At 39.8% G+C, this 16,241-nt stretch carries 15 protein-coding genes; 8 read left to right on the top strand and 7 right to left on the bottom strand.

What is annotated here, in order from left to right:
* Positions 1-351 precede the first annotated feature (351 nt).
* The 4 genes from EC846_RS02505 to EC846_RS02490 form a co-directional block, all read right to left on the bottom strand.
* Positions 352-909 (bottom strand): peptidylprolyl isomerase, encoded by a 558-nt coding sequence (locus EC846_RS02505; protein ID WP_004776438.1) that lies wholly within the window; start codon positions 907-909, stop codon positions 352-354.
* Between the two features lie 130 nt (positions 910-1,039).
* Entirely contained in the window at positions 1,040-2,110 is a 1,071-nt protein-coding gene (locus EC846_RS02500; RefSeq protein WP_005281510.1) for an alpha/beta hydrolase, read from the bottom strand.
* Positions 2,111-2,469: 359 nt separating this feature from the next.
* Positions 2,470-2,706: a hypothetical protein gene (locus EC846_RS02495; RefSeq protein ID WP_005260387.1), complete on the bottom strand. Its 237-nt coding sequence runs from the start codon at positions 2,704-2,706 to the stop codon at positions 2,470-2,472.
* Positions 2,707-3,093: 387 nt separating this feature from the next.
* Entirely contained in the window at positions 3,094-3,948 is an 855-nt protein-coding gene (locus EC846_RS02490; RefSeq protein ID WP_123774039.1) for an MBL fold metallo-hydrolase, read from the bottom strand.
* Between the two features lie 107 nt (positions 3,949-4,055).
* Between EC846_RS02490 and EC846_RS02485 the strand changes: the two genes are divergently transcribed.
* From EC846_RS02485 to EC846_RS02450, 8 genes are all read left to right on the top strand, one after another.
* Positions 4,056-4,949 carry a LysR family transcriptional regulator gene (locus EC846_RS02485; protein WP_123774036.1) on the top strand — a complete coding sequence of 298 codons (894 nt, stop codon included), beginning with the start codon at positions 4,056-4,058 and terminating at the stop codon, positions 4,947-4,949.
* Between the two features lie 159 nt (positions 4,950-5,108).
* Positions 5,109-5,654, top strand: a complete 546-nt coding sequence (grpE, locus tag EC846_RS02480) for a nucleotide exchange factor GrpE (protein ID WP_004776448.1) — start codon at positions 5,109-5,111, stop codon at positions 5,652-5,654.
* 153 nt (positions 5,655-5,807) lie between these two features.
* Positions 5,808-7,754, top strand: coding sequence for a molecular chaperone DnaK (dnaK, locus tag EC846_RS02475; RefSeq protein ID WP_004656796.1), 1,947 nt, complete (start codon positions 5,808-5,810; stop codon positions 7,752-7,754).
* Between the two features lie 215 nt (positions 7,755-7,969).
* Positions 7,970-8,386: a hypothetical protein gene (locus tag EC846_RS02470; protein ID WP_123774034.1), complete on the top strand. Its 417-nt coding sequence runs from the start codon at positions 7,970-7,972 to the stop codon at positions 8,384-8,386.
* Complete coding sequence (locus EC846_RS02465; RefSeq protein WP_123774032.1) at positions 8,383-9,291, top strand: matrixin family metalloprotease; 909 nt, start codon at positions 8,383-8,385, stop codon at positions 9,289-9,291. Before EC846_RS02470 ends, EC846_RS02465 begins: the two co-directional genes overlap by 4 nt.
* 393 nt (positions 9,292-9,684) lie before the next feature.
* Positions 9,685-10,596, top strand: a complete 912-nt coding sequence (locus EC846_RS02460) for a matrixin family metalloprotease (RefSeq protein WP_123774030.1) — start codon at positions 9,685-9,687, stop codon at positions 10,594-10,596.
* Positions 10,597-10,977: 381 nt separating this feature from the next.
* The gene (locus tag EC846_RS02455) at positions 10,978-11,889 is read left to right on the top strand and encodes a matrixin family metalloprotease (RefSeq protein WP_123774028.1); all 912 of its coding nucleotides are present in this window, start codon (positions 10,978-10,980) and stop codon (positions 11,887-11,889) included.
* 111 nt (positions 11,890-12,000) lie between these two features.
* Positions 12,001-12,384: a hypothetical protein gene (locus EC846_RS02450; RefSeq protein WP_171067092.1), complete on the top strand. Its 384-nt coding sequence runs from the start codon at positions 12,001-12,003 to the stop codon at positions 12,382-12,384.
* A 47-nt stretch (positions 12,385-12,431) separates the two neighbouring features.
* On the opposite strand, the gene EC846_RS02445 is transcribed toward EC846_RS02450, so the two are convergent.
* The 3 genes from EC846_RS02445 to purE form a co-directional block, all read right to left on the bottom strand.
* Complete coding sequence (locus tag EC846_RS02445) at positions 12,432-13,730, bottom strand: lytic murein transglycosylase (RefSeq protein WP_123774027.1); 1,299 nt, start codon at positions 13,728-13,730, stop codon at positions 12,432-12,434.
* 598 nt (positions 13,731-14,328) lie between these two features.
* Positions 14,329-15,456 (bottom strand): 5-(carboxyamino)imidazole ribonucleotide synthase, encoded by a 1,128-nt coding sequence (locus EC846_RS02440; RefSeq protein ID WP_265936686.1) that lies wholly within the window; start codon positions 15,454-15,456, stop codon positions 14,329-14,331.
* A 166-nt stretch (positions 15,457-15,622) separates the two neighbouring features.
* Entirely contained in the window at positions 15,623-16,135 is a 513-nt protein-coding gene (purE, locus tag EC846_RS02435; RefSeq protein WP_005260369.1) for a 5-(carboxyamino)imidazole ribonucleotide mutase, read from the bottom strand.
* Positions 16,136-16,241 lie beyond the last annotated feature (106 nt).

The raw sequence follows: 16,241 nt of genomic DNA, 5'->3' as shown, positions 1-16,241 counted from the left end.
TTCGAGAAATTTCTACCATTCAATCAATGAAATATTTTCGATTGATCAACCAGTAAAAATCCACACAAGTTGTTCTTCTATTCTCTTAATGATCTCTTTATCGCCTCGTCAGCGATAAATAAAACGCAATAAATATTTAACAACTTAACCGTTAAAGCTAAGTTATTTTTGCTTCATTGCGTCGGGATGTGTGCATTATAGGAGATTTTTTTTAGTGTGCAAGCTTTTTTAAGCCCTTGTTTTATTGAGTGTTCTTTTTTTACACATAAATATGTGTACTATTCAAACAAATTCGTTGTAACCATATAAATTTAAAGCAGAAATATTTTATTCATATTTCTGCTTTGCTTTTTACTTCTTGTTCTTTATCTGAACACTAAGAATTTTAACTGGCTGTTTAGGGACATTTTGATGCATTCCATAGTTCCCTGTAGGAACACTTACAATCTTGTCAACGATATCCATGCCCTTTGTGACCTTACCAAAGACGGCGTAGCCCGCATCCATCGGTGATTTATTTAAAAAGTTATTATCCGCCACATTAATGAAGAATTGACTGCTTGCAGAGTTTGGATCACTGGTACGTGCCATTGCCAAAGTACCACGGGTATTCTTTAAACCATTACTTGCTTCATTCACAATCGGCGCTTTCGTGCTTTTCTCAATCATGTTTGCTTCTAGGCCACCACCTTGCACCATGAAACCGGGAATCACGCGATGAAAGATCGTACCTGTATAGAAGTTACTTTTTACGTAGCTCTCAAAGTTCTTTGCTGAAACTGGTGCTTTATCATCAAACAGCTCGATTTCAATATTCCCCATACTGGTTTTCATATCAACCATCGTATTTGCAAATAAATGACCGCTTGCCAAAATTAAACTTGTTGTAATGAACAACTTTTTCATCATTGCTTTTCTCAGCTTGGAAATAGACGTGTTGTGAATCTTCATCTTAATTTTGCAAATCTATTTTTGCTATTTCTATTTGTTACCTGAAACAAAGAACCGATGTTTCACGTGAAACATCGGTTCTTTGTCATTAACTATGTTTATCCCAAAACTTTCTGAAGTTCTTCGCTACTTCAATGGTATTGCGTTTTGCCTTGCTTGAGACGGGCGTTATATTGATAAAACCATGCGTTTGGTCTGGATAATCGACGTATTGCACTTTGACGCCATTTTGTCTGAGTTTATGACTATAGATCGCACCTTCATCATGAAGTAGATCATGACCAGCCGTAATCACATATGCAGGGGCTAACTTTTTAAGGCTGCCATAGGTCGGCGAAATTAATGGATCGTCTAAAGCCACATTTTGCTGGGTCGCATAATAATCTGTCACATAGTCCACATCTTTACTGGTTAACACCAGCCCCTCGCCATAGGCATAGAATGATGGATGTCTGCTTTTAAAGTCGACCACAGGATAAATCAGTAACTGTGCTTGTGGTGCATAAGATTTCCCAACGGCGTGTTGAGCGACGACCGTACTGATATTTCCGCCCGCACTGTCTCCACCAACCGCAATACGGTTTTTATAGATTTTCAATTGACGGCGGTTTTGATAAACCCATGCCAATGCATCTTCACACGATTTAATCAGTAACTGAGGTGAAGCTTCAGGTGCCAGTGGATAGTCAATACTTAAAACCTGTACTTTGGCATGCTTGGCAATCAGTCGACAGGCTTCATCATGTGTATCCAGACCACCCACCACAAAACCACCACCGTGGTAAAACACCAGCATAGGCAATTTTTTATTTGGCGCTGGATGATAATGTCTTGCGAACACCGTTCCACTTTGTAGCGGTAAACGAATATCTTCAACAGATTCGATCGAAGTCGGTTTATTCAGAATCGCCAACATTTGCGCATCAAACTGACGACGGGAATCAATGGGATCATCACCGATAAAACCAATACGACCTTGCTTGATCTGAACAGCCATCAAACATTTGGTAAATGCATCTAGATCTGGATATTGATGAGGATAGCCTAAAAGCTTGGCCAAAGATTCTTGTACAATTTTGGGCAGCTTATCGAGCGCTCGTGCAGCAGGACCTTGTCCTTTGTCTAAAAGTGTTTGTATTTTTGGAGGTAATGCTGTCACTTTTGTCCCCTTCTCTCGCTCTGTCCATAATTCTTGTTGTCTTCGACTATATGCTTTTATAAAGTCTTAGATCAAGTTCAAGATTTGAAATAAGTCGTACGCTAAAGGGCTATTGCTAAAAAGTCATTAACCATAGTGCTTATTCACAGCTACTTTTTATGTCAATTAAACGCTGTTTTAACTGTTTATTTTCAAAACTATAAAACTAGAACTAACCGGTTAGTTCTAGTTTTATATCACTTTAAAAGTGTCATTTTTATGAATAAGTCAACTTCGCTTTATGTATAGCAGTACATAGATAAGATTAAATGCGGCATCTGTTGATCAATCTTATGCGAAGCCAACTTAACAATAAAAAATTATTGAGCGCCAGCGCCTGCTGAACCTGATACAGAACCTGAAACGTCAGCTGAAGCACCACCTGGTTGAACATCAACTGATGAACCTGCGTCTACACCAACGCCACCTTGTACACCAGCTGGGCTTGCGCTTGTTTGAGCTGAACCAGAAGCTTCTAAACCACCTTGAGACGAGCAACCTACTGCCGTTAATGCAACACCAGCTACAACTGCAGAAATCAATGCTAACTTTTTCATTTGGTATTTCCTTTCATTATGACAAAAAGCAAAGTTGTCTTTGCGATGCCTATAATTCACAATTTTTTCCACGGACGTGATGAGGATTAGTTGCAGTTTGTTATGGAAGCCGCATTGTTTTGCAATTTTTCTTAAATCATCTATTTGCTTAATTCACATATTCCCCAATCCCGAATAAAACGCTAAGCATTTATCAACACAGCATTTTCATCGGGTTTTATCGACTTAGAAAATTAAAAAAGCAATTATCTTATTTTTTTATAATTCATAGAAACACAGCACAACCGTCCTAAAAGATTACAATTAAGTATTTTTGATTAAAAATAAATGTAGCAGACATAAAAAAACCGTGCGTTTTCAGCACGGTTTTCATTGATTAGCCCATAATTAAGGCCATTTCATCTCGCCTTTTACAACTTTGGCACCAAGTTCAAGACTACTCGACTCACCCAATGCTGGATATTGCTTTTGCATCATTTTTACCAGTTCAGCTGAATTCTTTGTGCTTTTCACCGCTTTCTCATATTGCTTTAAATAATCAATCGAGAAATTCACCGCATCCAGACCTTCAGCCGCCCCTGCTTTCATATGTGCAGGTACAACCACTTTAGGATTAAGTGCTTTAATACTTTCTAAGGTTTGTACCACTTCAGCACGATCTTTGACTGCTGGGGTATCTGCTGTCCACAAATGAATACCCGAAGATACAGGGATACCGCCGACAACTGCTTTAGCACTTGGAATCCATAAATAAGTCAGTTCTTTTTTACCTTTAATTTCGATATTTTCATTTTCGAGTTTTAAAGTTTTTGCGGTATAAGCTTGTGGCACAATAATTTTACTTGGTGCATTGGCGCCCATTTTTGGTCCCCAGTACGCCACTTTCAGTGCTTGAGTATCCTGAATATGTTTCACTGTTTCAGGCGTCGCAATAATTTGCACATTCGGGAAGTACTGTTTAAATACATCTAAACCAAAATAGAAATCTGGATCGCCATAACTGACAAAAATAGTTTTTAAGGTCTTACCGCTATCCAAGATGTCGGCAGCAATACGTAATGCTTCTGATTTAGAAAATTGTGCATTGACCAGTAAGACTTCTTTATCCCCTTCAATTAAAGTTGAAGTCACGCCAAAATGGTCAGGCTGAGCCAGAAAATTCTGGATTTTTAAGTCTTGTGCAAATGCAGCAGAACTTGCTGCGAAGGCAGATAAAGCAAGGATATAAGCTTTGGTATTCATGTTATCGTCTCCAATTTGATAACAACTACTTTAAATTGCAATTCTTGCTGAAGAAACACACTGAACTAAGATAAAATGTTGCATATCTTGCAACAATGATAATAAACATGGATACCTTAAAAGCCATTCAAGTCTTTGTTTGTATTGCCCATCAAGGCAATCTGAGCAAAGCTGCAGAACATCTAGATTATTCTAAAGCAATGGTGTCTCGCTATTTAGAGCATCTTGAGCAGACATTTTCGACCCGATTATTTCAACGCAATACCCGTAAAGTGTCGCTCACTCCAGCAGGTGAGAAAGCGCTGGTTTATTGTGAAAATATTTTACAGCAGCAACAGCTGTTAGAAGGTTTGGCCGCACCCGAACAACATAACGGGACGATTCGTTTTACTTGTGGTCTGTTTTTATTTCAACTCGGTGTGAATGAATGTATCAAGCAATTTAAAAAGCGCTATCCACAGATTCATTTTGATGTGTATTTAACTGAAAATACCGTAGATCTGATCGATGCTCAGGTTGATCTTGCATTACGTATTACCCAGAAAGTTGCAGATGGGTTGATTGCTCGGCCTGTCTGCCAAATTGAATCGACCTTTTGCGCGCATCCTCATTATTTACAGGATCACACTCCCCTATCGCATCCCAGTCAGCTGATTCAGCATGAATGTATTGCGCACCACACCCACAACCAGTACTGGACCTTGTTTGATACAGATCAGCAACCTCAGAACTATCCATTAAATGTTACGTTTAAAAGCAATGATGTGATTGCGCTTTATCAGATGTGTCTAAAAGCTGAAGGCATTGCGATGCTACCCACTTTACTGGTGCGCAAGGACATCGCTGAGCAGCGTTTGCAACAGGTATTTACAGATTTTTCTGCACCTGATCTGACCTTGTCGTTAGTCTATGCTTCAAGGCAACATTTACCGAAAATTACCCAAGAATTTATTGCTTTTGTGATTGAAAACCTAAATTTTTACTTAAATCAGCAAAATTAAAAGATTTAAATTGACCTGAACGCTTGAATTTTGTCGGCTAGCCCATACTTCATCCCTATCAATGAATGACCAAGATGTGGCAGTTCGGGTTTAACCCTAAGAGCATTCACGCCAAAAGGACTGTACATGTTTAAGAACTTTTTTCAACGGAGATCATCAATGGCTAATGAGCACAATGAGCAAGCTCAAGACATTCAAAATGAGCAACAGACTGAACAAACTCAAGCTGAAGGTGTAGAGCAAGCAAACGAGCTTAGCGTTGAAGATTTACAAGCGCAAATCACCAAGCTTGAAGAAAGCCTGAAATTAGAAAAAGCACGTACTGCCAATGCGGTTTATGAAGCGCAGAAAAGTGTAGAACGTATCCAACGCGAATCTGAAAAGCACAAAGATACAGTGCTTGAAAAGTTTGCCAAAGAATTACTCGATTCTGTCGATAATCTCGAACGTGCGATTCAGGCTGCTGGCGATGAAGAAACACCTGTACTTGAAGGCGTTAAGCTGACTTTGAAATCGCTCCTCACCACGCTTGAGAAGTTTGGCGTAGTCGAAGCAGATACCCAAAATGGTTTCAATGCAGATCTACATCAGGCAGTAGGCATCGATCCAAATGCGCAAGCGAATCAAATCGGTACGGTTTTACAGAAAGGCTATACCTTAAATGGTCGCCTACTTCGCCCAGCAATGGTGATGGTGGGTCAATAACCCCGACCAGCAGAGCATTTATTTGCTCAAAAATGTAGAAATTTGAGAGTTTTTTGATTTTTTTTTCATAAAAATGCTTGAAAAAAACCGATTGACTCTCATATCGAATAACAAGCAAAAACATTGCAACAAAATTTTAGAGGAACACAATCAATGGCAAAAATTATTGGTATTGACTTAGGTACTACCAACTCATGTGTTGCTGTACTGGAAGGCGATAAAGTAAAAGTAATCGAAAACGCTGAAGGCGCACGTACAACTCCATCGATCATTGCATATAAAGATGGCGAGATCCTTGTAGGTCAAAGCGCGAAACGTCAAGCGGTAACAAACCCGAAAAATACATTATTCGCAATCAAGCGTTTAATCGGTCGTCGTTATGAAGATCAAGCGGTACAAAAAGACATCGGTCTTGTACCTTACAAAATCATCAAAGCAGACAATGGCGATGCTTGGGTTGAAGTAAACGACAAAAAATTAGCACCTCAACAGATCTCTGCTGAAATCTTGAAAAAGATGAAGAAAACTGCAGAAGACTATTTAGGTGAGACAGTAACTGAAGCAGTGATTACTGTTCCTGCTTACTTTAACGATGCGCAACGTCAAGCAACTAAAGATGCGGGTAAAATCGCTGGTTTAGACGTTAAACGTATCATTAACGAACCAACTGCTGCGGCACTTGCGTTCGGTATGGATAAAAAAGAAGGCGACCGTAAAGTTGCAGTTTACGACTTAGGTGGTGGTACTTTTGACGTATCAATCATTGAAATCGCAGACCTTGATGGCGACCAGCAAATCGAAGTGTTATCAACAAATGGTGATACTTTCCTTGGTGGTGAAGACTTTGATAACGCGTTAATTGAATTCCTTGTTGAAGAATTCAAGAAAGAACAAAGTGTGAATCTGAAAAATGATCCACTTGCGTTACAACGTTTGAAAGAAGCTGCTGAAAAAGCAAAAATTGAGCTTTCTTCATCGAATGCAACTGAAATCAACCTTCCATACATCACCGCTGATGCAACTGGTCCTAAACACTTAGTGATCAATGTAACGCGTGCAAAACTTGAAGGTTTGGTTGCTGATTTAGTTGCTCGTACCATTGAGCCTTGCCGTATCGCGCTTAAAGATGCTGGTCTTTCGACTTCTGACATCTCTGACGTGATCTTGGTGGGTGGTCAGTCTCGTATGCCACTTGTACAACAAAAAGTACAAGAATTCTTCGGTAAAGAGCCACGTAAAGACGTGAACCCAGACGAAGCGGTTGCGATTGGTGCTGCGATTCAAGGTGCAGTATTGTCTGGTGACAAAACTGACGTACTTTTATTAGACGTAACACCATTAACTTTAGGTATCGAAACAATGGGCGGCGTATTAACTCCGATCATTGAGAAAAACACCACGATTCCTGCGAAGAAATCACAAGTGTTCTCTACAGCTGCTGACAACCAGCCTGCAGTAGACATTTCGGTTTACCAAGGTGAACGTAAAATGGCTCAACAAAACAAATTGTTGGGTAACTTCCAGTTAGGCGATATCCCACCTGCTCCACGTGGCGTACCGCAAATTGAAGTATCGTTCGACATCAACGCTGACGGTATCTTGAAAGTATCGGCTAAAGATAAGAGCACTGGTAAAGAGCAATCAATCCAGATTAAAGCAAACTCAGGTTTGTCTGATGCTGAAATCGAAGCAATGATCAAAGATGCTGAAGCGAATGCTGAAGAAGACCGTAAGTTTGAAGAGTTAGCGAAAGCACGTAACGAAGCAGATGCGCTTGTTTCTAGCTCGACTAAAGCAGTAAAAGATCTTGGTGACAAAGTGACTGAAGATGAAAAAACTGCGATCACGACTGCGGTTTCTGAGCTTGAAGCAGCAACTAAAGAAAATGATGTTGAAGATATCAAAGCGAAAACTGAAGCTTTACAAAACATCTTGATGCCAATTACACAACGTGCTTATGAACAAGCACAAGGTGCAGCTGGCGGCGCAGAAGGTTTTGATCCAAATGCATTCCAAGGTGGCGATGCGGGTCAACAACAAAAAGCGGATGATGGCGTTGTAGATGCTGAGTTCACAGAAGTAAAAGATGACAAAAAATAATTTGTCTCTTTAAAAAAAGACCGCGCGTAAGCGCGGTTTTTTTTATACTTTAAATGCTGTGAGATGCTCAAAATAACCTGTGCCCAATTCCGTGTATTCTATTATTTACTGAATCGTAGATGCTCGGGCCTTTCTCAAACGGATAGAACCATTTAAGAAACTGAATCCTTTTTATGTATAATTCAGACCATTAGAAAATCCATTATTGTTAAAAAATGAAAAAAGATCCCGTCCTGACCAAATCCAAATTTAGACTGTTATTAATTGCTTCACTGCTTTGTATTTTTATCAGTGCAATTTTGGATGTCTATGATGAGCGTTCTATAGCTGTCAGCGAATTTCTAACAACCGAACCACAAAACTGGGAAATCCTTCTGACGGGACTAGCATCAATCATTGCTGTGATCATGTTAGCTGGTTTATTTTTCTTTAAAGCTTGGGCAAGAACGTTATATCTCTATAGCTATTTCCCGCTTTTACTGCTTTATCTATTACCCAGTTTTTCCTGGACATTCATATCTGGTCTAGGCGCTATTTTTTATGAAATGGGAAATATTTTCGCGACACTAATCTGGGGGATATTACTACTCCCTAGCCTATATCAACCTTTATTCTCAACGAATAGCGAATGAAGAATCTCCTTCTTACGGCATTGCTAATGTTTCTGTTCTGGTCAGGTTATCAAACCTACCAACACCCACAACTTAAATTTAACTCACTGACTGACCGAATCAGCAAGCCCTTTGATACACGGCTTCGCTATCGCATTGCGGAGGTTGATCCGCGTTTTAAGCTCAGCCTAGAGCAAGTGAAAGCGATCAGTGAGCAAGCTGTGCAGATCTGGAAAGATGGCACAGGACAAGATTACTTTGTTTATGATCCAAACGCCCAACTAGCGATTCATCTTATCTATGATGAGCGTCAAATCGAAAGTGAACAACGTCGGGAACATTTAAGCCAACTTGAATCAAACCAGCAACGCTGGCAAGAGAAAAAGAAATCTTTAGATCAGGTTGAACAGGAGATTCTTCAAAACCGGCAATTTCTGGGCTTAAAACAGCAACAATTGAATCAGCAGATCCAAGCTTACAACCAAGAACAGCAACAGGCTCGACAAAACCCAGCGGCATTCGCCAATCCTGATTATTTTCAGCAGCGACAACAAGCTTTGCAGCAAAATGCACAGTCTCTTAAGCAGGAAATTAACCAATACAACCAAAAGATTCAGCAGCTGAATCAGCAAGTAGATGAGCTTAATTCACTAGACCAGCAACTTAATGCTTCTGTCGACCAATATAAACAGCGGTTTAAGCCACATTTATTCCATAAAGGTCTATTTAATGGCAAACAGATTCTGATCTATGAATTTGAATCCGAAGATGATCTGCGTTTAACTTTGGCACATGAATTTGGTCACGCCTTAGGGTTACAACATGCCGATGATCCACAGGCGCTTATGCATCCCATTATGAAAGATCAAGATAGAGCGCATTTCCGTTTAACCGAGGCAGATCGAAATCTGTTAAACACCCGATAACCAGAGAAAAAATAATACGCATATAGAATGAGTAATAATTCACATTCTGCTCAAAAATCCCCCAGACATTAAGTGTCACAAAGCAGCAATTTTTTATAAAAAATTCAAAAAAATTACCACTTTATCGATATTTTACAAAAGTTAACAATAGGGACTTTTATTGCTGCTTAATGAGAAGTTTTTAGCTCAATAAATTTAATCGCTTGATTCAGCTAGCATTATGAATAAAAAACACGCAAAAGACTGCATTTATGATTCTGCAAATTATTCGATTCATTTTTTTATTTATTAGAAAAAAATCACACTTTTTAGTTTTATTTATTAAATAGATAGCGTTTTGACCTGAATCAAATACTGCTCAAAAATAAGCCTTATTTAGGGGGAGTTTGGCTGATGCATTATCTTGGTTTTGCAATGATTGCTGCATGCTTATGTATGGCATCCCCTCACCTCGCCCATGCCCAGAACAATACCAATCTGGTTGATCCGCATCAGCATCAAACACTCAAAAAAACGCTGCATTATCGTATTGCCGATATCGATCCGCGCTTTCATTTAAGTCAGCAACAAGTGCTCGAACTGACCCAGCAAGCAGCCAAAATCTGGGAACATGAAACGGGCCAGCAAAATTTTATTTATGATCCAGAGGCCGAATTTAGTATCAATCTGGTTTTTGATGAACGCCAACAACGAAGCAAAGACCGTGTGCAGAGCCTGCGACAACTACAACAAAACCAGCAACAATGGAAAGATCAGAATCAACAATTACAGCAAATAAAGACCGAAATCCAGCAAATCTCGGCCCTGATTGCCCATAAACAAGCACAACTCAATTCACAATTTCAGCAATATAATCAGGATGTGCAGCGTTTTAATCAGCAACGTTCTTCTTCAAAAGTTCTAGCGGATCAGTTCGCACAACGACAAGCCGCTTTACAGCAACAATCTTTAGCTCTGCAACAGGAAATACAGCAACATAACCAACGAACCCGACAGCTCAATCAGGATATCCAGTCACTCAATCAAAACAATCAACAACTGGTTGCATCGGCCAATCAGTTTAATCAGATCTTTCAGCCACGCCTATTCCACAAAGGGCATTTTAATGGCAAGCACATTATGATTTATGAGTTTTCCTCCACCAATGACCTGCGCTTAACACTGGCGCATGAGTTTGGACATGCTTTAGGCTTAGCGCATACCGATGATCCAAGCTCTTTGATGTACCCGATTATTCAACAACAGAACCTGCAAAAGTTTGCATTAACCGATTCAGACAAGGATCTGGTTAAAGCGATGTATTAAGTTTGAACCCGATATGATTGATCCTTCAGATCGAGTAGACTTAAAGTCTATTTTTTAAACAGTTAAATTCTTATTTTTATGTGAATAATATAATAAATTTTGGTGCATTATTTTATGTTCAGATGCTTTTGGATATGTAGCTGAATTTAAATAAACGAGATAAGAATAAAAAATAAACAGTTGTTCTGATTTTATTTTTAATTGTTTTTAGCTGCAAACTCACTATATTTCCCCCTATTTTTCTTGATTTTTTCTACATTTGTATTTTTATTCATTTTCTAGAAATATTTCTTTAAACCACCAAACATCACTCAGCTCATCAATTTGACTACATGCTTAAATTGATTAAAATGCGACCTTTTTCAAGCTTTATCTCCCTTTATGCGTTCGTTTTCTCTCCTGCTGGTTGCATGTTTTTTCGTGCTGGCCCAAGCGTCAGCTTTTGCTCAAATTTCCTCAAACACGTCCCAAACACAAATCCGTTATAGTACTGAGCACCCTCTACGCTACCGGATTGCCAATCTTGATCCACGTCTCAATATCACTCAACAGCAAATGGTTGAGTTAAGTCAACAAGCTGCTGCTATCTGGGCAAAAGATACGGGACAACATTATTTTGTCTATGATCCAGAAGCAAGCTTTGTGATTCATTTGGTGTTTGATCAACGCCAAGTGCGCAGCATGAAGCGCTCAGAAAATCTGAACCAGCTCGAGCAGGAACAACAGCACTGGTTAGACCAAAATCAGCAATTACAGCATTTAAAACAAAGCGTTGCCCGCTCAGAGACTCAACTTGGATTACAAAAGATTGATTACCAAAATAATCAGCAGAAATATCAGCAGGCCGTGCAAAATCTAAAAGCCTCAACCAAAAATCAAAAGCAAATCGCACGACTCGAGCAGCAACAACACACACTGCAACAGCAATCTGTAGATTTAGAGGCAAAAATTGCTGAACACAATCAACTGGTTCAACAATTCAACCGACAAACAGAGCAGTCTAAACAGTTGCATCAACAATTGACTGAATCCGTGGCTGCATTTAACCAGACCTTTAAGCCTCAAGTCCTTCATAAAGGTCAATTTCATGGCCAACAGATTTTTATTTATGAATTTTCATCAATGGATGATTTACGTTTAACGCTGGCGCATGAATTTGGACATGCCTTAGGCCTAAAGCATACTCAAGATCCAAAATCCTTGATGTATCCGCGCATCAAAGAGCAGAATGCAAAAGATTTTCAGCTGACGGATACAGATCTGGAATTATTAGGTTTTTCTAGAGAGTCTTAATCCTTATAAAATATAGGTGTTTTATCGATTATCACTTTCTTAGTAACAAGAATGGGTCGATTCTTTGGATTTATTCATGTTATTGTGGATGAAAACATCATATTTATCTTAATGGAGATCGGCATGAGTTATTATCATATCTTAATTGAAGTGAACGACCACATCAGTACGATTGAGCAGACTCGTGATATCGAATTCTTGAATATTGAAGATATTAGCCCCTTTCTCCATTCTATTTTAATTCCTTATTTCAACGAGCAAGAAGTTGAATTGGAAGATGAAAATGTCGCGTATGATGAGATTTTACATCTGGAAGTCAAACAGACCTTGTTACCCATCGAACATCTGATTGAAGAAGAACAAAAGCAACTTCCAAGTGACACTGATGTCACCATTACCGCTTATGAGATTTTTAATGACCGTGATTTAAGTCAGGATGTGACTGCTGTCATTTTTGATATTTTAGAAGCTGTTAAATTAGATCCAGCCCCTTAATATAAAAAAAAAGGTCTGCACGAGGCAGACCTTTTTTAATGAATCATTTATTGCATCATTTGTTTGGCTTGTTCCTGACGGAAAGCACGTAAAATCTGCTGCCCCGCACGTCCTGTTGGATTTAAGCCTAAACGGGTTTGCTCCTGACGAATGGCCTGACGACTTTTATCCCCAATCAATCCGTCAACTGCACCAATATCATAGCCACGTTGCACTAAAAACTGTTGAATTTCACGACGTTCCGCACGTGATGTACCAGAATCATCCGTTGGCCATGAGGTTAAGAATGGTGTACCACCACGTAAACGATCTGATAAATGCGCAATCGCTAAACCATAGCTTTCAGCCGCGTTATAACTATAAATCGCATCAAAGTTTTTAAAGACCAAGAACACTGGACCATTTGCACCCGCTGGCGAAATCAGTCCTGCTGGCGTACTGCCCGATAAATTACCTTGAATCAGTGCTGTACCATCTGCTCGAGTGACCCCTCGCGCAATCCAGCTATTTAATGGCTTTTTATTACGGCGGCTTTCACCAGAAATCGACATACCTTGCGGAATTTTTACCTCAAAGCCCCACGGCATGCCTGTTTGCCACCCTGCCCGTTTTAAGAAATTCGCTGTTGAAGCCAAGGCATCTGTAGTACTAGAAACCAGATCACGGCGACCATCACCATCAAAATCCACCGCTAAACGTTCATAAGTCGACGGCATAAACTGGGTATGACCAAAAGCACCTGCCCATGAGCCATAAAGTTGATCTTGGGTTAAATCACCACGCTGTAAAATACGCATGGTGGCAAAAAACTCACCACGGAAATAACTTTGACGGCGACCTTCACAACTTAAAGTCCCTAAAGCTTGTAATAAAGGATATTTACCCGAAATATCACCATAATTACTTTCGACACCCCACACTGCCACAACCGTTTCAGCAGGTACACCATACGCCTGCTCAACACGGTTCAATACAGCACGATGTTGGTTTAATTTTTGTTGGCCTGCCTGAACACGCTCGTTATCCACAAGGCCAGACAAATAATCCCAGATCGGTGTCGAAAATTCAGGCTGATAATTTAGTCTATCAATCACAGAATAATCGGGCGTTAAATTTTGCGTATAGCGATCATAAGTCGCGCCAGAAACACCCGATGCGATTGCTTGCGAACGCAAATTGGCAATACAGCCCTGAAAATTAGAATTTGGCGTATAATTGCTGGCAACCGGTGCTGCTGTAGTGGCTGGTGTAGAAACGGTTGCACCATTAATGACCAGCTCGGCATGCGCCTGATTGAAAATAGTAAATAAGGCAGTGCCTAGAAAAAAAGAAAAATGACGTTTCATGACTGAACCAAAACTTTTGAATTTAAATTTCCTCTCCACCTTAACACGCTATATGAAGATGTATAGTTTGGAAACGTAACTTTGAATTCATTTCTCGGTTTTTAAATTTAAAACACTGCTTTTAAATTCATAATTCAGGCTTTATTTTAAATTTAAAAGTTATCAACAAGTCCAATTTAAATTCAAAAACACAATACTGGATAACTCGACAGTTTAAATTTAAAAAACTTATCCACTTTTAAATTCATTTCTTCAAGTTAAACGGTGAGTGATACAAATAAAACACCAAGAAAACGATAATTTTTTATTTTTTATAGCATTATTTTAGGAAAAATAGATATCCACAGCCCATAATTTAAATTTAAAAAGCTAGTATTGGCTTAATTTTTAAATTTAAAACAAGATCTCAATTTTGAATTTAAAACGCAAAATAACTTATCCACTTTTATTTAAATTCAAATAACCGACGCAATTTTAAATTCAAAATAACGAAAACAATTTATCCACAGCACCCTCATGTTTATTTTTTAAATTTAAAAGTGGCATAGAATGAAAAAAGCGATCCGAAGATCGCTTTTTTTAGCTATTGTGGATAAGTTTAGAGCTTCATATCTGCGGTTAATGCCAGTGGTACAGGTAAAATTTGAGCCAATTGACGGCATAAACCAGTTAAATCATCCGAATTATTCGGCATCAAGGTGATATGTCCCAGCTTACGACCTGTACGCTCAGACTTATTATAGAGATGTAAATGTGCGCCGTTCAGCGCCAGAACCTCTTCAGATTTTGGATGCTGGCCAATAATATTGATCATCACCGTTGGACGAATAACGTCTGTTGAGCCCAAAGGTAAACCAGCAACAGCACGGATATGATTCTCAAATTGCGAGCAAATTGCACCTTCAATCGACCAGTGACCTGAATTATGCACACGACATGCCATTTCATTGGCATAGAGTCCTTGTTCAGTCACAAACAGTTCAAGCGTGAGCACACCCACATAATTTAAGTGCTTCAACAAACGAGTAATATAGTCTTGTGCGACAGGCTGTAAATCAACGCTATTCGGTGCAGGCACAATTGAATGTGACAAGATGCCGTTATGATGATGATTTTCTGCCAGCGCCCAAGTTTTCACATCGCCGTTTTGACCACGTACCGCGATAATCGAGACTTCACGACTGAATTTAACAAAGCTTTCAGCGATCAGGCTTTTTGCAGGGCCAAGTTCAGCCCAAGCCGTGTCGATTTGATCTTCAGTACGTAATACGAACTGACCTTTGCCATCATAGCCACCTGTCACAGTTTTTAAGACAATCGGTAAACCAAGGTCAGCAACAGCCTGTTTTAAGCTCTCTAAACTATCCACAGCACGATACGGCGCAACAGGAATGTTTAACTCATCAAATAAACTTTTCTCAGCCAAGCGGTTTTGTGCAGTTGCTAATGCAAGGCGAGGAGGGTACAGGGTTTTGCGTTGAGTTAAAACATCCACATCCGCAACAGGCGTATTTTCGAATTCAAGACTAAATACATCTGCGCTGGCAATAAAATCCTGTAAACCCTGTGCAGCCTGACTCGAGAAAACAGGGCCCAGAATCGCAGCAGGGCAATCCGTTTCCGCTTCAAAGAAGGTGCATTGAATATTAAGTGGCAATGCCGCTTGCGCCATCATGCGGCCAAGCTGTCCACCACCAAAAATGCCAATGGTTTTATTCATATCTATAACTCTTTTGCTCGGGCAAAGCCTTAAAACAACATTCTTACTCGTCTTCTTACGGAGCTTATGCTCCTCAGGGCAAAGCCTTAAAGCAATGCTTTAAGTTTGCTTATCCTCTTACTCGGACAAAGTCCTTGTCTTGCATTCGGGCAAAGCGTTGCTTTGCTTATCCTCATTCATGACCAGGAATGTTATTGCTCGATACTTTTTCTGTTTGTGCAGTACGGAAGTCAGCCACATTTTTAGCGATGTCTGGACGAGTCAAACCTAAAATCTGTGCTGCCATAATCGCAGCATTGGTTGCGCCAGCCTGACCAATCGCCAAAGTACCGACCGCAATACCTGCTGGCATTTGTACGATTGAAAGCAATGAGTCCACACCATTTAAAATCGATGATTTAACCGGTACACCCAATACTGGTAAATCAGTTTTAGCCGCACACATCCCTGGTAAATGCGCAGCACCACCAGCACCCGCAATAATCACCTGAATACCACGATCACGTGCTGTTTCAGCATATTCAAACAGACGATCTGGGGTACGATGCGCAGAAACCACTTCAGCTTCAAAAGGAACACCCAATTGTTTGAGCATGTTAGCGGTATGTTCAAGGGTTGCCCAATCCGATTGAGAACCCATGATAATTCCGACTAAAGGTTGGCTATCTGTTGCGACCGCATTCATTGGCTTTTCCAAAACATGATAAAAATAGAGAAGTATCTCGACTTACGCCAAGCACGAAGGAATAAATTGGCAAATATTATAGCGGTTTTTTCAAGCATCCCCAACA

Source organism: Acinetobacter sp. BIGb0102 (assembly GCF_003815055.1).
GTDB lineage: Bacteria > Pseudomonadota > Gammaproteobacteria > Pseudomonadales > Moraxellaceae > Acinetobacter > Acinetobacter vivianii.
Note: the sequence above shows the minus strand (reverse complement) of the source record. Positions and strands in the feature narration are given on the sequence as shown.